General features: G+C 37.7%; 13 protein-coding genes and 1 tRNA gene. 1 reads left to right on the forward strand and 13 read right to left on the reverse strand.

The window, feature by feature from the left end; genetic code table 11:
• Positions 1–40 precede the first annotated feature (40 nt).
• The 4 genes from prsR to H4J70_RS11370 all read right to left on the reverse strand — a co-directional run bounded on the left by prsR (position 41) and on the right by H4J70_RS11370 (position 8,647).
• Positions 41–1,393, reverse strand: a complete 1,353-nt coding sequence (gene prsR, locus H4J70_RS11355; RefSeq protein ID WP_182230741.1) for a PEP-CTERM-box response regulator transcription factor — start codon at positions 1,391–1,393, stop codon at positions 41–43.
• 1,136 nt (positions 1,394–2,529) lie between these two features.
• Positions 2,530–4,563: an XrtA/PEP-CTERM system histidine kinase PrsK gene (gene prsK, locus H4J70_RS11360; RefSeq protein WP_182251159.1), complete on the reverse strand. Its 2,034-nt coding sequence runs from the start codon at positions 4,561–4,563 to the stop codon at positions 2,530–2,532.
• A gap of 27 nt (positions 4,564–4,590) precedes the next feature.
• Positions 4,591–7,641 carry an efflux RND transporter permease subunit gene (locus H4J70_RS11365; RefSeq protein WP_182251160.1) on the reverse strand — a complete coding sequence of 1,017 codons (3,051 nt, stop codon included), beginning with the start codon at positions 7,639–7,641 and terminating at the stop codon, positions 4,591–4,593.
• A 4-nt stretch (positions 7,642–7,645) separates the two neighbouring features.
• The gene (locus tag H4J70_RS11370; protein WP_182251161.1) at positions 7,646–8,647 is read right to left on the reverse strand and encodes an efflux RND transporter periplasmic adaptor subunit; all 1,002 of its coding nucleotides are present in this window, start codon (positions 8,645–8,647) and stop codon (positions 7,646–7,648) included.
• A 205-nt stretch (positions 8,648–8,852) separates the two neighbouring features.
• Between H4J70_RS11370 and H4J70_RS11375 the strand changes: the two genes are divergently transcribed.
• Positions 8,853–8,929, forward strand: a tRNA-Arg gene (locus tag H4J70_RS11375).
• 78 nt (positions 8,930–9,007) lie between these two features.
• On the opposite strand, the gene H4J70_RS11380 is transcribed toward H4J70_RS11375, so the two are convergent.
• The 9 genes from H4J70_RS11380 to H4J70_RS11420 all read right to left on the reverse strand — a co-directional run bounded on the left by H4J70_RS11380 (position 9,008) and on the right by H4J70_RS11420 (position 18,616).
• The gene (locus tag H4J70_RS11380; RefSeq protein WP_182251162.1) at positions 9,008–9,991 is read right to left on the reverse strand and encodes a DHH family phosphoesterase; all 984 of its coding nucleotides are present in this window, start codon (positions 9,989–9,991) and stop codon (positions 9,008–9,010) included.
• Between the two features lie 60 nt (positions 9,992–10,051).
• A complete protein-coding gene (gene cysC, locus H4J70_RS11385; RefSeq protein WP_182251163.1) occupies positions 10,052–10,702 on the reverse strand; it encodes an adenylyl-sulfate kinase in 651 nt (216 codons plus the stop codon).
• Positions 10,703–10,734: 32 nt separating this feature from the next.
• Positions 10,735–12,459, reverse strand: a complete 1,725-nt coding sequence (locus H4J70_RS11390; RefSeq protein ID WP_182221470.1) for an SLC13 family permease — start codon at positions 12,457–12,459, stop codon at positions 10,735–10,737.
• 152 nt (positions 12,460–12,611) lie between these two features.
• Positions 12,612–14,024 carry a sulfate adenylyltransferase subunit CysN gene (cysN, locus tag H4J70_RS11395; protein WP_182242057.1) on the reverse strand — a complete coding sequence of 471 codons (1,413 nt, stop codon included), beginning with the start codon at positions 14,022–14,024 and terminating at the stop codon, positions 12,612–12,614.
• Positions 14,024–14,932, reverse strand: coding sequence for a sulfate adenylyltransferase subunit CysD (cysD, locus tag H4J70_RS11400; protein ID WP_070375155.1), 909 nt, complete (start codon positions 14,930–14,932; stop codon positions 14,024–14,026). Before cysD ends, cysN begins: the two co-directional genes overlap by 1 nt.
• A 383-nt stretch (positions 14,933–15,315) precedes the next feature.
• Positions 15,316–16,368: a hypothetical protein gene (locus H4J70_RS11405; RefSeq protein WP_182251164.1), complete on the reverse strand. Its 1,053-nt coding sequence runs from the start codon at positions 16,366–16,368 to the stop codon at positions 15,316–15,318.
• A 367-nt stretch (positions 16,369–16,735) separates the two neighbouring features.
• On the reverse strand, positions 16,736–17,671 hold the full coding sequence (locus H4J70_RS11410; RefSeq protein ID WP_182251165.1) for a phosphotransferase: 936 nt from the start codon (positions 17,669–17,671) through the stop codon (positions 16,736–16,738).
• Between the two features lie 7 nt (positions 17,672–17,678).
• A complete protein-coding gene (gene pnuC / locus H4J70_RS11415; protein WP_182251166.1) occupies positions 17,679–18,350 on the reverse strand; it encodes a nicotinamide riboside transporter PnuC in 672 nt (223 codons plus the stop codon).
• Positions 18,350–18,616, reverse strand: a complete 267-nt coding sequence (locus H4J70_RS11420) for a hypothetical protein (protein ID WP_182251167.1) — start codon at positions 18,614–18,616, stop codon at positions 18,350–18,352. Before H4J70_RS11420 ends, pnuC begins: the two co-directional genes overlap by 1 nt.
• Between the last annotated feature and the right edge of the window lie 512 nt (positions 18,617–19,128).

Consider the following 19,128-nt stretch of genomic DNA (forward strand, 5'->3'; position numbering starts at 1 on the left):
GAAGACTTTATAACAAAACCTTCTCCGTATTTCAAATCATCTAGGTTTCGTTAATTGTTAGGCCATATTTTTCAATTAATGAATACAATGTTGGTCTAGTAACACCCAGTAATTCTGCAGCTTTTGACATATTGCCTTCGGCTAACGCATAAGCTTTTTGAATAGCCAGTGACTCTGCTTTTTCTCGCACCGAACGCAAATTCAAAGACAGCCCAAGTTCAGTACTCGTATGATCAAAAAAGCCTAAGTCAAAGGCGGTCACTTGTGTGCCAGTCGTCATAATTACCGAACTTTTTACTTTATTTTGTAACTCACGAATATTACCCGGCCATTTATGAGCCTTAATAGCACTTAAACCGTCTTCTGAAAAACTTTTTACATTTCGTTTATATTCAAGTGCGTACATCTGTAAAAAATATTGAGCCAGAATTAATACGTCTTCATCTCGGTCACGTAGCGGGGGGATATTTAAGGTTATTTCACTAACGCGATAAAATAAGTCTTCACGGAAAGTTTTATCTTTAACCATTTGTTCTAAGTTTTGATTGGTTGCACAAACCACTCGAACATCAACATTAATTTCTTGTCGACCACCAAGGCGTTCAATCGTTTTTTCTTGTAAGAATCGTAATAGTTTTGCTTGCAAGCTAAAAGGCATATCACCAATTTCATCAAGAAATAATGTACCGCCTTCTGCACACTCTATTTTACCTTTAGTCGCACGATGAGCACCGGTAAAAGCTCCTTTTTCAAAACCAAATAATTCACTTTCTAATAAGTTTTCAGGGATAGAAGCACAGTTGATGGCAACAAAGGGCTTATTACTGCGCTCACTGGCAATATGCACGGCATTGGCGGTTACTTCTTTACCTGTGCCGCTTTCGCCCAGTAATAAGGCTGTTATTTGTGTTGGCGCAATACGCTTTACCATCATGCGGAGACGGTCAATAGCTTCACTGTTACCAATAATGCCGATATCACTACCCGCGACTTGACGCATCTTACGGTTTTCTTCTTCAATTGCCGAAACACTAAAAGCTCGAGCAATAATGACATTGATCACATCAGCATCTATTGGCTTTTGATAAAAGTCGTAGGCACCCGCAGAAATAGCTTTTAACGCATTAGTACGATCGTCATTGCCGGTGATCACTATCACCTTAGTATGAGGCGCTATGGTCAAAATTTCCTGTAATGCCGCTAAACCTTCAGTAGCATTAGCTTCATCTGGCGGTAAACCTAAATCAAGCGTAACAACTTTGGGTTCAAAGCGACGTACTGCAGCAATAGCACTTTCACGATCACCTGCTAATACAGCCTCATAATCAGATAAGCTCCACTTAAGTTGCTTTTGTATTCCTTTATCATCATCAATGATCAGTAACTTTTCCATACGACTAAAACCCTTTTATTATTTATACGCTTTATTTGAGCGCGTAGTTCTGAATTCATGTACGTCGTACTGAATCGAAGTACGTCATTCTTAATCGAAGTACGTCATCCTGAATTTATTTCAGGATCTCAGCCCGGATACTGAAACGAGTTCAGCATGACGGGAAAGAACAACCTCATCTGTCGTCATTATAAATTCACAAATGTTATTCTGAATCCACGAGCGTCATCCTGAATTTATTTCAGGATCTCAACCCAGATACTGAATCGAGTTCAGCATGACGGGGAAAACAACCTTACCTATCATCGTCATGAAACCACAAACGTTATACTGAATCTACGTACGTGATCCTGAATTCATGTACGTCATCTTAAATCCACGTACGTCATCCTGAATTTATTTCAGGATCTCAACCCAGATACTGAAACGAGTTCAGCATGACGGAGGAAAACAACCTTACCTATCGTCGTCATGAAACCACAAACGTTATACAGAATCCACGTACGTGATCCTGAATTCATGTACGTCATCCTAAATCCACATACGTCATCTTAAATCCACGTACGTCATCTTAAATCCATGAACGTCATCCTGAATTTATTTCAGGATCTTAACCCAGATACTGAAACGAGTTCAGCATGACGGAGGAAAACAACCTTACCTATCGTCGTTCTGAAACCACACACGTCATCCTGAATCCATGAACGTCATCCTGAATCCTCGTACGTCATCCTGAATTTATTTCAGGATCTTAACCCAGATACTGAAACGAGTTCAACATGACGAGGAAAAACAACCTTACCTATCGTCGTCATGAAACCACACACGTTATACTGAATCCACGAGCGTTAGCCCAAATCAGCGTACGTCATACTGAATCCACTACGTCATCCTGAATTTATTTCAGGATCTCAACCCGGATACTGAAACGAGTTCAGCATGACGGGGAAAAACAACCTTATCTGTCGTCGTCCTGATTCCACGTACGTCATCCTGAATTTATTTCAGGATCTCAGCCCGGATACTGAAACGAGTTCAGCATGACGGGGAAAAACAACCTTACCTGTCGTCAGCCTAAATCCATGAACGTCATCCTGAATTTATTTCAGGATCTGTATTCTACGGTAATATATCATTTATAAACTTGGGTTTATTGGTAAGTCTATTATAAAAACAGTGCCTTTATCTTCAATACTCTCGACTTTAATTATTCCGGCGATACCTTCAACAAATTGCTTGGCCTCAAAGACACCAATGCCCATACCCGCATTACCTTTAGTGGTATCAAAAGGTTTGAATAGTCGATTATTAATAAAGTCTACCGACATACCACAGCCATTATCAGAAATTTTAATGCCTATATGGTTTTCTCTCTGAGTAAGCTCTACTTTAACCCAGCCATCTTTGCTTGTCGCTTCCTGTGCATTCTGTATTAAGTGATTGAGCACTGAATGAAAAGTTTCATTATCAATAGCCATTTCGCAATGGTTGATTTTATCAAAGGTCACCTTAGGTAACTCAATATTTCTCTGCTCTATTACACTGTTAATGACTGCTGAGATATCAACCAACTCACTTTTAGGTTGAGCTGCTTGCTTATTACGTAATTGCGAAAGTACTTTAGATAAGCGTTCTGTCGCTGACTCTACCGTTTCAAAAACATCAGCAATAAACTCTGGGTTATCTCGGTGTTTTTCTGCATTAGAGGTAATAAGTGCTAACTGTGCTTGAACATTTTTCAAATCATGCACTAAAAAGGCGGACATACGGTTAAAGGCATCAAACTGTTTTGATTCTGCTAATTTATCATTAGCTTCATGTAAAGAAACGAAATTTCCTAACTGTTTTGATATAGCAAACAGTAAATCTCTGTCTTCCCAATTTAATTGCTTAACTTGGTTTTTTCCCGCTAAAATAAACATCCCATAGAATGCTTTACCAATAAAAATAGGGACTATAATTCTGATACTTTGGGTATCGAATAACGATAAGTCTAGAGATAAGCCAGGATAAACAGTTGGTGTTTGGCGATATTCTTCAACATCAATTATCCAACCTTGGCGCTGACAAAAAAGACTGCACTCGACCAGTTGCTGATTAAAGGTATCATCTAGAAGCAACTTTTCAGAATATTGAACACTGAAACGTTGACCTGTTACTTTTTTCAAAATAGCGCCAGCATAAGCATCTACTTTTGACATCATTATTTGAGTTGCCATTTGGTAATAACTTTCTGCATTGGTGGTTTCTATTTTTCCGATAAGATTTAACCATTCATCGCGGTATTCGTATTTATTAGCAAAAAAGTTTTTTGCTATAAACACTTTTAATTTCCGGCGCAACGATTCGGTAATAAATAAAGCGACTAATACAAAAGCACTTAACATTAGAAAACCGATACTAACAACGCTGCCCCACTCTCCACCTATGTAGTTAATAACATAGCCAGCAAAGGCCATAACCAACAAATATATACCGGCAATCATCAACATTGAGCTATAAAAAACAACATGTCGAGAAACAAAAATTCTTACTGCACCATTACGAATCCGTCGAGTACTGATCAGTAATAAAGGCACAATAATAAGAGAGATAAAGCCACGACTAAACCAAAAATCAAAATCAATACCGTCAACCATAGTGGCTTGTGCATATAAAACAAAGTCAAAAATCGCAACGCTGGCTAATGCAATAACCATCGGCCAAATAGCCCAGCGCACTTGTGAATCAGCACTTCGGTATAACTGCTCTAATAGCACTAAACTCCATAAATTAAGCACAATAAAAAGTAGGAATAAATACTCATAAGAATAATTCAATAAGACACTCGCCAACCAGCAAGCAACCATTAATATGGTCCAAATTTTGATATATTGACGAATATGTGAATTGGCAATAACCGCCCGAAAAGAGCGTTGTTCTGTGTTACAAAGCAAGATTAACAACGACCAGCAAGCTACTTTAAAGCCATCTGCAAGCATCGCCCACTGCAAGCTAAAGCCTAACTTTATTTGTAAGGCCGCAACCCCATTAGCAATAACAGTGACAAATACAGAAACTAATACCCAGCGAGCGAGCGTTGTCTTATTTCGTGCAGCAAAAATCAGTAGCGCAAAAACTAAATATGCAATGCCAGCTAATGAATAACCAAATAGACCTAATGAATCCATAATATAAACTTCTTATTGAGTTTTTGTTTAGTCGGTGTTTTGTTTTTTATCTTCAGTAAATACGTCAGTTAATACCGGTACTAATAAAAAGCTCGCGATAGCCGATACACATAAGCCTGAAATAATAACAGTGCCTAAAGGCTGCCATAACGCACCACCAAAAATAGTTAAGGGCAACAGTCCACCAATAGTTGTTAGCGTTGTTAATAATATTGGGGTAAAACGGCTTGCGCTAGCCGTTATAATGGCTTCTTTTAAGTTAGCTGACTCTGCAAGGTTTCGATTGGTGGTATCAATTAATATTATGGCATTATTGACCACTATCCCAAACAGACTAATTAAACCAATAAATGCCATCATTGAAAATGATTGTCCGGTTAAATATAAACCTATTACCGAGCCTGCCATAGCAAAGGGAATTGAAGTAAAAATTACGATGGGTTGTAAAAATGACTTAAACTGTAAGACCAGCACCGCGAAAATGCCAATAGCAGTAACAAGCATGATTTGAGTGAGCCCAGAGAAATTTTCTTGACGAGATTCTTCTTCTCCTCCCAAATTATAACTAACACCATTTGGCATTTTATACTCATCTAAGTACGCAATAACGTTAGCCGTAAGCTCACTTACCGTATAATTTTCATCTACATCTGCAGATACTTTTGCCATACGTAATTTTTGATAATGGTAGAATTCAGTGCGACCTTTTTGCAGTTTAGTACTAATAAATTGATTAAGCGGAATAGCTTCACCTAATCGATTAGTAACATTAATATCAGCTAAACCATCAATATCTGGATTTTTACGACGCACAATAATAGGATAATTTTCACCGTTATCATCATTAAATTGTCCGACGGATGTTCCAGAAAGTATCGTCTGTAAAGTAGTATCAAGGGTATTGATATCTATATTGCTTAAACCTGCTTTTTCATAATTGATATCCAGCAGAAGCTCTGTATTAGCAACACCAATTGGGTTATCAATATTTATGATGCCTTTTGTATTTGCCATCATATTGGCAAGATCATTAGCAACCTGCTCTAAGTCAGACAGTGACTCACTCATTAACCTAACGCTTATGGGTAAGTCAGTAACCGGACCTTGGGTAAACTCACTAACCGTAATTTTAGCTTCCTGCCACTGACCGAACTCTTCACGCAGTTCACTAACGAAACTAGAGACTCTTACCGCGTCATATTCAGCCAAGACAACAATAACCTGGCCATAAGTTGCCACACCACGTTTAGGAATTTGATTGTAATAAATACGAGGGTTGGCACTACCAACATTTAAAGCAACTTTTTCTACTAAATCATTTTTCTCGATGATTTTAGTCATTTTTTGCATGACTTTATCAGTATAAGCTAACGATGAATTAGGCGGTGTTTCAACATCAAGCATGATCATTGGCTTTTCCGCTTTAGGGAAAAGACTCACGCCCACCTTGCCAAATAATGACAACATGCCCACTAAGCATAAAACTGCAATAACAATAACAATCCAGCGTAAATTGATAAACCGACTTAACCATTTTGCATAAGTCTGCTCGGCAAATATATTAACATAATGCTGCAAAGTCTTTATTTTAGAGGTGTTTTTATCTGTATTGGTTGCAAAAAATCGGCTCGCTAACAGTGGCGTTAACGTTAGTGCAATTAACAAAGAAGCGAGTAACACTAATACCACAGTAACAGGCATTGAGCGAACAAAGTCACCGGTACTGCTCGCTAACATTAGCATAGGTAAAAACGCTAACATCGTGGTAACAGTGCCACTGGTTATTGCCCAGCCAACCTTGCTTGTACCAGATGCAGCCGCGTCACTAAGAGGAGTGACTTTTTTCTTTTCGCGATGAATACTCTCGGTAACAACAATGGCATTATCAACTAGCAAACCTAATGCGATGATCAATCCGACAATCGACATTTGTTGCAAACCGAAGCCAATAAAATCTAACCAACCTATTGCCACTAAAAATGACAACGGAATCACCGCGATGACTACTAAAGATTCACGTAACCCTAAGAATATTAGCGACATAATGCCAACTAAGACTAGTCCTTGCCAAAGGTTATCAAAGAAACCATTTACTCTTGATTCAACACTATTCGCTTGTTTAAACAACACATCAACATTCATGTTGTCAGGTAAACTTTTGGTGAAACTTGCTATTTCATTATCAATACTTTCAGTTAACACAAAAATATTCGTATCGGGTCGTTGCTCTACGGTCAGAAAAATAACCGGTTTATTATCATAATATGCTAAATAATTAGGCTCTAATCCAGAAAATTCAATTGTCGCAACATCTTTTAAACGCAGTATAAAACTATCATCAGAGCGAATAACCGTTTCACCTAACTCGGCCAATTGCACGAAATTCCCACTGGCTTTTACATTAAAACGCCTTGAACTTGCATCAACATAACCTGGGGTAATATTTACCGCACGGCCTTGCAAAATTGCGTTGATATCGGTAACAGATAAACCGTAATGCTTTAACAAGGCTAAATTAACGTCAATCGCAACAATTTGCTGAGGATATCCCCATATATTCGCTTTTCGAACATCGTTAATCGCTTCTAAACGTTTTTCTAACTGTTTGGCGTAAAACTCCATAACTTTATAATCAATCGGCTCACTCCACAGTGCCAGTTGCATAATAGCGACACCAGAGGGTGTTGCTTTTAAAACAAGTAAGTCATGAACACCTTGAGGTAAACTGGGTTTAACGGATGAAACCGCTTGCTTTACTTTGTTAAAAGCAGCTTCAGAGTCTGTGCCATATAAAAAGGTAATTTCAATACGAGCTCCACCATTTTTGACCTGAGATTCAATTTTTTTGATGTTTTCTATATCAGAAAATTCTTCCTCAAGTGGATTTATCACTAAAGTTTCAATGTCTGCGGGTGAGGCACCAGGATAAATCACTTCAATTAAGGTGATGGGCATATCAAATTGCGGGTCTTCTGAACGTGGCATTTGAAAGTATGAAACAATACCAACCAGTACTAATAGCACCACTATTGTTAGAGTAAACTGAGCGTTTTTTATGGCGAGTTTAGGTAGTAGCATAAAATTACTTACCTATTGAAATATGTTGCCAACCACTCGTCACTATTTGTAAGGGTTGGTCATCAACCGAAGCAAACAGATAAACAAACTGATTATCTAAACGATAAATATCATAAGATTGATACGTAAGGTCTTGCTCATTCCTTACAATAACAACGGCCTGACCATTATTATTAACAGTTACCAATGCCGATATTGGTAAGCGATACACAAAGTTATCACTGGTAAAGTCGATAGTAATTTCAGCAATTTGACCAGCAACAATACCATTGTTCAAATTAATATTTGGCAGTAACACTTCTATAATAAACATATTGCCTTCGGTATTAGCAATAGCAGGTATTTTGCTTACCTCGCCAATAACACCGCCAAGTGCTTGTAAAGAAACATTCACTTTTTGACCTAAACGCACTTGGCTGACTTCGTTACCTGTTAAGGCAACTTTTACCACCCAATTTTGCTCTAAAGCGGCTATTTTTAGTACATTACTTCCTGGCGATTGTAGTTCACCTAGTTCGGTATAACGATTTAATACCACGCCTGAAAATGGCGCAAAGATTTGTGCTTTTTCAAAATGATAAAAGGCAACTTGATAGTTAGCTCTGCTTGTTTCAACACGAGTTAAGGCAAGATCAAGATCTTGTTCTGAGCTTAATTTATTTTCGAGTAGTTTTTGTTGGCGGTTAACTTCGCGCTTTGCTTGTAATAATTCAGCATAAGTGGCGTTTTTATTTTGCAGTAATTCACGAGTGTCTAAAGAAGCAATGAGCTGATCTTTTTCAAAGTACTGCCCTTCATCAACGGCTAACTCAGCTAAATATCCACTACTTTTAAATGACAAATTTAACGTTCGTTTAAAATCAAGTTTCCCTGTCCGTTTTATCGTGTCGGCATAGGGCTCAACAATGATCTGTTCAAAATCGTAACTCTGTGACAATGTAAAAAATGATGCGGAAAGTGTTATTCCTATCATCAAAAACTTAATAAAACTATTCCATGATTTCATATGCAATTCTATAACGCGTTAAATTAACTGATTTTATTATAGCCAATACTTTAGGGTTGTTGCGGAATAAAGTACATCTTTTTCCATTATTTATCCTTAGCTTGACTAAGAACTATAGAATTAACCCCTGTACCTAAAATAAAGACGACAAAGCTAGACAATTTTCACGATTAATTATAGTATTTGCCGCGCTTAACACAGCAAACCACCCGTAGCTCAGCTGGATAGAGTTCACGCCTCCGAAGCGTGAGGTCACAGGTTCAAGTCCTGTCGGGTGGACCACTTTTTTCCTAAAAAAAATTCACATTAAATAAACAGTTTCATTTTTACAATGACCGCTTATCTATTTTACTACATCACTCATTCGCTATAGTAAGCTGTTACTGCGGCTAAAAACGCTTCAATCTTATCTTTAGCAAGCGCATTGATTCCAGCGGCAGCGGCACGTCCACCTCCTGTAGCAAACTGACTACAAATATCTCCAGCACCTTGTTTATTCGCTAATGGCGCTCTTAAAGAAACCGTATAGGTGTTATCTGTATTTATTGTAAAAATAGCGTGTGCTTTCTTTGGGTTTATATTGGCTAATTCATTGCCAAACACACCACTTATTCTTCTGGCCCATGTTTCATCCGGTAATTCAAATGTAGTTAATAACGCTGTGTCATAAAATGCTTTGGTGTTAACGGCTTTTAAATGGTCTTGGTTATATAGTTTTTGCAAAATATAATAAGGGGAGTCTGCATCTTTAATCGCATCAAAAGGGCTTGAGTAAGCTAACAGTAATTCGTATAACCTTGCCGGATGAAAATGCAAATCGTCAATATGTGAACCATAACCATTGTAGTTAATTAAGGTACCTAACGTTTCTAACTGCTCGCATTCGTTATCGTTTAAACCCGCTAACTTGGCTAACTTGGTCGCTTTAGCAATAAGATTGTCACCAAAAGCCGCACAAATTGCCCAATGGTGAAACTTCCCAGCTAAAATCTTATCAACGATTAAAGCCGTACAAGTATTTGCATCTAAATCAATATGCGTTTGTAAATTTACATGTTCCGGAATGTCACCCGCACGGTGATGATCGATATAAGTTACGTTGCCGCCTTCAGCTAATAAGGTATTCAATGCGTCTTTATTTTTTTCCATTGAAATATCTAAAACGCGGATAACACTCTCGTCTCTACTATTGCCTTGAGCATTTGTTATTTCAACGACCTGTTGCAGTAAAGCAATATCACGTTTAACGCCGGTAATTTTGACACTTACTGTCGGATTGGCTAATTGCAATTGCAGCAAGGCGATAATACCGTCGGCATCACCATTAAATACGTCATAATTCACAGATAAATCCTTTATTTTTAGTCTTTACAATTATTTTTTCGATAAAGCCATGGGTAAAAACTATGATTTTATAATTTGTTTTTTTATTAAAGCGTCAATCACTAAATCAGCACATTGCTCAATAGACAAATGCGCTGTTTCGATATGTATTTCAGCAGCTTCAGGGGCTTCATAAGCCGAACTTATCCCGGTAAAATTAGCGATTTCACCCGCTCTGGCTTTTTTATATAAACCTTTAGGATCACGGCTTTCGCAAACATCTAAAGGCGTATCAATAAATACCTCTAAAAATAACGCGTCTTTGAGTAACGCTCTGGCTTGGTCTCTGTCTTTTTGAAAAGGCGAAATAAAGGCCGTGGAAACAAGTAAACCTGCGTCTACAAATAACTTAGCAACTTCACCTATCCTGCGTATATTTTCAATACGGTCTTCGTCAGTGAACCCTAAATCGTTATTTAAACCGTGGCGAACATTGTCACCGTCAAGTAAATAACTGTGACAGCCACGTTCCAGTAATTTTTGCTCAACTGCATTGGCAACGGTAGATTTACCCGAACCACTTAGGCCGGTATACCATAGTAATACCGCTTTATGGCCCTTTAATTGAGACTTTTGCTCAGCAGTGACACTCTGTTGATGCCAAACCACATCTGACGATTTTTCTGTGTTGTTTTTTTCTATATAAGGACTTGCTGGGTTATTTTTTTTCATAATTCACATTTATCATTGAACGCTATTAATAGCTAAAAAGGGAAGAAATATAAAATACTACAAATCGCAGTAGTGCAATATATAACGCTAATGGGCACACCTATTTTTATAAAATCTATCAACTGGTATTGCCCGGCACTAAAGACCATTAAATTGGTTTGATACCCGTATGGGCTAATAAAACTAGCGCTGGCACCAAAGGCTACAGCCATAATAAAGGGAGTAATATTAACGCCATAGTTCAACGCTATACTATAAGCTATTGGGAATATTAGCGCAGCTGCGGCATTATTAGTGACCAACTCGGTTAATAATACCGTTAATAAAAATATAATAATTAAGGCGACGGTCGGCGTAATACTGCCCGACAAAGAAGTAATCGTTTCAAGAGACGTTAGTAATCCACTATTTATTAATGCACTGGCAAGCATTAGCGCCGTAGAAATAATCAGCCAAATTTGTATTGGAAAACGTCTAATCACTTCATCTTTAGACAAGCAATTCGACAATAAGAAAAAAGAAAATAGCACTAACATTCCTTTGAATAAAGAAATAATTCCTAGTGCACTTAATGCTACGGTTAAGAAAAAACTTATAATAACAAAAGGTTCTTTTTTACCGGTCAGTTTTGATTCTGGCTCAACGCCATTGACGACAATAAAGTTTTTATCAACATTATTTCTGGCTTTAAAATCTTGGCCCGTTGCTAACACTAAGTAATCACCCGGACGAATGCTAACATCGCCAAGCTTACCTGTAACGGCTTGCCCGTCTCTTTTCATTGCTACCACAGCAGCGTCAAACTTAGCTCTAAAGCCAACACCTTTTAATGTTTTATTAATGAGTACACTTTCAGAACGAACAAAGACTTCCGTTAAGTTGTCATCAGACAAGCCTTGTTTGTGTGCAAAAACAGTTAAACCATCAAACTGCTTAAGTTGGTTTACTTTAGTAACGTCACCATTAAAAATAAGCTTATCGTTGGCACTAATAACTTGGTCGGGAGAAACAGGGGTAATCGTTTGCCCAGCGCGAATTATTTCAATCAAAAATAAAGAGTCTAAATGTCTTAAAGCGTTTTCTTCTACGGTTTTGCCAATCAATGCCGAGTTAAGTTCTACTTTAGCATCTAATAAATATGAACTTTCTAGCGTTGAATTAATATCTGTTTCTGGGAGATATTTAGATAAAAACCACAGCGCACAGCCACAAGTAATGACGATAAAAACACCTACCGGGAAAAAATCAAAAAAGCCTAAGGCAGGTAAATCAGCATTTAAGACTAAACTGTTAACAATTAAGTTAGTAGACGTGCCAATTAAGGTTAGCGTACCGCCAAAAATAGCCGCATAAGATAAGGGTAATAATAATCGACTGGCAGAATGATAAGGGTTATTGCGAATCGGCGCCAGCATGGTAGAGACAACAGCGGTATTATTTAACAAGGCTGAAGAAACAACCGTTAAACTAAAAAGCCTGATCCATGTTTTGCCATAACTGGAGAATAAAACTTTGCTGGCGAGTATACGCAGTAAGCGGGTTTTTTCTAACGCTAAAGAACACAGTATTAACAAAATAAGCGTTATTAAGCCTTTATTAGACATACTGGCTAACACCGCTTCATTTGAAACTTGTCCGCTAATAATAAGGGCAATAAAAGTAAAGCCAAAAACCTTTCCAGGCTGCTTTTGAAACTTTAATAAACCTATAATTGTACTAATAAAAATTAATAGTACGAACGCTGCATCTATATTCAAATATATAAACCCTGTTAACTTTTAACAGCTAATCTTAAGAAAAATTAGAGACAAATAATAACTAAGAGCAAAGCGGCTGAGTAAAAAACTGAGATATTGCTAGCTGTTTTTTACACGACCTCATTGCCCTTAGTTTACATCTTTTAGTCTCGTTACTTTTTAGCTAAGTTTTTAGCTCCCCAATGAGGAAAGTGCTTACAAACAAACGCATTAAGTTCAAGTTCGTAATCACTGTACTTTTTAGGCTGTCCTTTTTCCAATTGCGTCAGTTGTGAAGCTATCATGCCAGCGCCAACCGTTGCATTGGTCAAACGGTCAATAATAATAAAAGCACCTGTTTGACGGTTCTCTTGATAAGCATCAAACTGCACAGGCTCGTTTAACGTGAAGTTACAGCGCCCTATTTCATTCAACGCTAAATGCTGTACGTCTTGCTTTTCCATGGTATTAACATTAACGCTATATTCTATTTTATCAACAGAGCCAAACGTAGCATGAGTGCCCACTTTAATAATGTATTCACGGTCTATTTGTAGTGCCGCTTCATCCATCCACACAACATCTGCACTAAAGGTATTAGAAGAAGCGGGTTGCTCATGCGGTCGCACAATCATATCACCGCGACTAACATCTATCTCATCTTCAAGCGTCAGTGTTACAGCCATATCGGCATAAGCCGTTTCAAGTTCGCCATCAAAAGTTACTATCGACTTAATTTTACTTTGCTTACCTGAAGGTAGTGCAACAATAGTATCACCAACACGAATTTCACCTGAGGCGATCGTACCGGCAAATCCTCTAAAGTCTAAATTAGGACGGTTAACGTATTGAACAGGAAAACGAAAAGCACTATTTTTTTCACCGCTAATTTGCACGGTATTCAATAACTTAAGCAAAGGTGAACCCGGGTACCAAGGCATATGCTCGCTTTCGTTGACTACGTTATCGCCGCGTAAAGCTGAAATAGGCACAAAACGCACATCTTCAATTTTTAATGATTTAGCAAATTCACGGTAATCACTTTTAATTTTTTGGTATGTCTTTTGGTCATAATCTACTGCATCCATTTTATTAATAGCAATAACCACATGCTTAATACCTAATAATGAACAGATATATGAATGACGTCGTGTTTGTACTTGCACGCCATGACGCGCATCAATTAATATAATGGCTAAGTCACATGTAGAAGCACCCGTTGCCATGTTACGTGTGTACTGCTCATGCCCTGGAGTATCGGCAATAATAAATTTACGTTGCTCGGTAGCAAAGTAACGATACGCAACATCTATAGTAATCCCCTGTTCGCGTTCAGACTGTAAACCGTCAACGAGTAACGCTAAATCAAAGTCACCATCTGTGGTATTAAACTTTTTAGAATCTTTTTCAATAGCAGCCATCTGATCTTCAAAAATCATTTTGCTATCAAAAAGTAAGCGGCCTATTAATGTCGACTTTCCGTCATCGACACTGCCACAGGTGATAAAACGCAGCATATCTTTGTTTTCATGCTGTTTTAAGTAGCCTTCAATATCTGTTGCCAATAATGTTTGTTCAGTGTTCATTAAAAGTACCCTTCCATTTTTTTCTTTTCCATTGAACCAGCTGAATCATTATCAATGACTCGGCCTTGTCGTTCAGAAGTGGTTGTTAAAAGCATTTCTTGAATAATTTCAGGCAATGTTGTTGCAGTCGATTCAATAGCGCCAGTAAGTGGATAACAACCTAGTGTTCTAAAACGTACTGATTTCATTTCAGGCACTTCGCCCTCATTTAGAGGCATGCGTTCATCATCTACCATGATTAACGAGCCATCACGCTTAACAACAGGTCTTTTGGCTGCAAAATAAAGTGGAACCATTTCAATATCTTCTTGATAAATATACTGCCAAATATCAAGCTCGGTCCAATTAGACAATGGGAACACACGAATACTTTCGCCTTGATCAACTTTAGAGTTATAAATATTCCAAAGCTCTGGACGTTGATTTTTCGGATCCCAACGATGATTTTTATCACGAAATGAGTAAACACGTTCTTTAGCACGAGACTTTTCTTCATCACGACGAGCACCACCAAAAGCGGCGTCAAAACCATGCATGTCTAATGCTTGCTTTAAACCTTGTGTTTTCATGATGTCGGTATGTTTTGCACTACCATGAGTAAACGGACCTACACCCATAGCAAGCCCTTCAGGATTTTTATGGACGATTAAATCGAAGTCATACTTTTCTGCTAGATTATTACGAAATTCAATCATTTCTTTGAATTTCCAATCAGTATCAACGTGCATTAATGGGAAGGGAATTTTACCCGGATAAAAAGCTTTACGCGCTAAATGCAAAAGAACAGAAGAATCTTTCCCTATTGAATACAACATAACAGGATTATCAAATTCAGCAGCAACTTCACGCATTATTTGAATTGATTCAGCTTCCAGTGCTTTTAAATGTGTTAATTTATTCTTATTCATATATGCCCTATTTTACATTTTTGATGTCAAAATCTTACAAAAAAGTATATCAAACCAAAATGAAATAGCGAAATAACTAAATAACTTAGGTTATAACTAGCTTGCAATAATCTAACTATAGATAAACTAAAGCTAACTTAGACAATTAAATTAAAACGACTTAAATAAAAGTAAAAGCACGACTATTACAAACGCTATGCTGGTATTATTAAAGATGGCTATCATGCAATGATTATGGCGGTGGCGGGGTTGTTCGGCAATTAAATATTTAGCTGATTATACTGATCTATTTTTCTATATTTAGCGTTATTATTGAGGATTTCTGGCAAAAAAAAACCGATAGACAAATCTATCGGTTTTTATTCAGATAATAGTTACTGGGATTAGTTACCGCCAGTACCACCTGTACCGCCAGTACCACCTGTACCGCCAGTAATGTCGTCATCTAGATCAACAGAAGCTGCGATATCATCAGGATTGATTACGTCAGGAATATTTACAATACCGACAGCATTACCTGTATCGCCTGCAATAACTGATGCTAAATCTTTAATTGCTTGCGAAACTTTAGCTTGAACAGCATTAATTCTTGCCATTGCCGCTACTGAGTCAGCATCTAATGCTGCACTAGGGTTATTAATAATCGCTTTAGTAACTAGTTTAACAGCAGCGATATAAGTTTTAATTGCATCAGCAAGAGTTTCATCAGTGCCTGGCTCTAAACCTGAAAGCGAACCGTTAATAAGCGTTAACGTTGCTGCTATCATATCGTCTGTTGATACATTTGCAGATACAGAAGCATCAACAATTACAACGTCAAAAATGTTAGTTTCAGATAAATCTAAACCTAGAGTAGCACCAATCACTCGAGAAGCATCTACTTGAAACGCTTCAAAAACTTCTGGGTCAGAAAGGTCGATATCTGCATCGTCTTCAATTACAGCTAAAATAGTTTCAGTTGCAAGTGTTGTTAATGCGTTAACTTCAGCAGAGATTGTACCGCTACCGTCAGAATTACTCATGGTTGAAAGTTCTAAGCCCACTAATTGTGATGCTGGAACAACGCCACCTCTAACTACGTCACCACAAGCTGGAGCATCACAAATCATTGTAGTATCTTCGTCAGCACTTACGCGTACGAAAAAAGTACCTGTGATTGCTTCACCAGAAGCATCAGTTAATGAAAGTGTGTAATCACCATTTTCATCTGTTTGAGTGTTAGCTAGAGCAGTTTCTACATCTGAGCTATCAAAAACTTCAACTAAAGCGTTAGCTAATACACCTTTGATACCAGAACCTGATACATCTAATGTAGAAGGCGTTGGTGGAACCGGTGGCGCTTGGTTTGGCGCAAGAACAGTACCATCATCTTGGTAACATGCCGATAAAGTCAAAGAAATTGCCGCAGCAACTGTTGTAAGCATAATTTTATTCATTGTTAATCCCTGATTTGAAAGTAAAAAACCTAACATTCCTTGTTATATAGATAAACAACAGAATGATCTTTGTAGTAAATATTAGCATCGACATCACGCCTGATCAACAAAAAGAATAACAATAAAATAAATATTTAACGGCTGATTTGCATTATTAAAATCTTAAGCCTTTATTGCATTTTTATTACGGTGCCGGATGTTCAATAACTTAAATAAATCACCGTGATACAAAAGTAACTTCACGATATAAGTTGATATAAACTACTAAATAGTCAGTAACTAAATTCAATAGAGCTACTTTATAAATAGTAGCTATTACTGAGTAAATTACTGAGTAAATTACTGAGGATAATAAAGATAGTACAGATTAAAATAATAATGTTATTTTTTCTGTTAACAAGCCTAATTGGTCAAAAAGTACAAACTGCTGGTGTGCCTTAGCCATTAATTTTTGCGCTTGCTTATGTTGATAGCCGGCCTCGAAGTACCACAAGCCATTAATGAGATAACAACAAGCGAGATATGCACGCACTTTTTCTTTATCAATCGTGGCATTGGTAAATTGCTGATAGTCTTGTATCAGAGCATCTATATCGTTAACACTGAATTCGTTAATCGCGATAAACATGGCGAGATCATATTCGGCTTCAGCTAAACAACTGCATTCGAAATCGACTAACCAAGTATGCTTTTGCGGATTTTCATTAGTAAACAAAGCGCTTACACGAATGTTTTCATAATTAACATCACCATGACAAAGTACTAAGTGATTATGCTTGGCTTGCGGAGGTGTTATTTCGCTGATTATTTTCTGTAGCGCGATATGCTGAGACTGCGAGAGTTTACTATTGGAGGCTTGGTGGTTAAGCAGTTCTTCAATGGCTAACACCGGATGGTTTTCTGGCAGCGTTAGCTGATGAGTTTTTACCATTAAGTACATCGCCACCGTAACTTTGTTATTAGCTACACTGTCAGTTTGTTGCTTATAAAAATCGCTTAATGAATCACCGGTAATAAATTCGGTAACAAGCCATGATGCTGAATGATAAATTATAGCCGGTGCTACACCGATTTCTGCTACGAATAAGTGACTGGCAATCTCGGCTTGTGCTGTTTGTTGATGGCCGTTGAAAGACTTTACAAAAAAATTTTGCTTAGTAGTGTTTTTGTTAACCGTCACTTTAAAACATTGATGACTTTCACCCCCTGTTAATCGCTCAATTTTACAATCGCGATGAATAAAACAAGGTAAGGCTTTGATCTCTTCACAGCTGCTGTTACTTTTTTGATTAATTAAAGCCACCACTCAACTACTCAGTCGCCGAGGCTACATTGCCTGATGCTTGTTGATGACTCTTTTGATATTTACTATACCAAATTGCATAACCGACCATAGCCATTACTACATATAAGCCAAATAACACAGCGGTAGGTTGTAAGCCTTTTTCTAAATAGAGATAAATGGAAACAAAATCGATGACTATCCAGTATAACCAATTCTCTAAGACCTTTTTAGTGACTAAATAGGTCGCAAACACCGCAAATACCGTAGTTGCAGAATCTAAATAAGGGAAGTGTGTTGGCGTGTAATTGTCCATTAGCCAGCCAACAGCCAAAGAGCAAGCAGTTAGTAAGACCACTACTTTGGTATGAAAGAGTAGCGACCAGCTTTGAATAGCCAATGCTGTGCCTGTATGACTATTATTTGTTGCGTTATTTTGCGACGAAGAAACATGACGCCAGCAATACCAGCCAAAGATGGCCATCGCTAAATAATAAACCTGCAGTAAGGCGTCCATCCATAAATAAACATCATAAAAAATAACGCTATAAATAATGGTACTCACGAGCGCTGCTGGCCAACACCAAATATTTTCTTTTGCCGCTAACACCACATAAAATAATGCTGAAATTACCGCTAATAATTCCCAGAGAGGCAAATGCGCAAAATAATTGACTGTTGCTGATAAAGATTCAACCATTAGCTTTCAGCTTCGACTTCTGAGCGATCACCACCAATAAACTTACACACAAAAACAGCAGCATTTAAGGTTTGATGGACATGTTTTATTTCTGCCATAACATGATGGGTAGCTAAGTCGTAGTCTCCAAATACTTGTGTACTCATGCCATTAGTCACTACATTTAAGCCCACAACATTGCGTAGGCGCTTGATGAACGCCCAAATTTCAGTTTTAAACTTTTCTTCTGCTAGAGGGTACAAACTAATTTCTATAGATATTTTCATATTATTTCCTAATGGTATGCCACTTTTTCCAGTGAACAAAAAAAACCGTCATCCTGAACACCCCCCGTCATCCTGAACTTGTTTCAGGATCTCATTACTTGAAGCCACGAATACAGATACTGAAATAAATTCAGCTGACGACGTGTTACTTCAGTATTACGGCATGTTACTTCAACGTAACGCCAAGGCGCTTTTAATAACTGCTCTGCCAAGCTAAAAATCCCGTCATCCTGAACTTGTTTCAGGATCTCATTAATTTAAGCCACTAATACAGATATTGAAATAAATTCAGCATGACGACGTGTTACTTCAACATGACGGCATGTTACTTCAACATAACGTCAAGGCGCTTTTAATAACGACTCTGCCAAGCTAAAAATCCCGTCATCCTGAACTTGTTTCAGGATCTCATTACTTTAAGTCACTAATACAGATACTGAAATAAATTCAGCATGACGACATGTTAGTTCAACATGACGGCATGTTACTTCAACATGACGGCATGTTACTTC

Origin of the sequence: Colwellia sp. BRX8-9 (genome assembly GCF_014077245.1) — a bacterium.
Lineage (GTDB): Bacteria > Pseudomonadota > Gammaproteobacteria > Enterobacterales > Alteromonadaceae > Colwellia_A.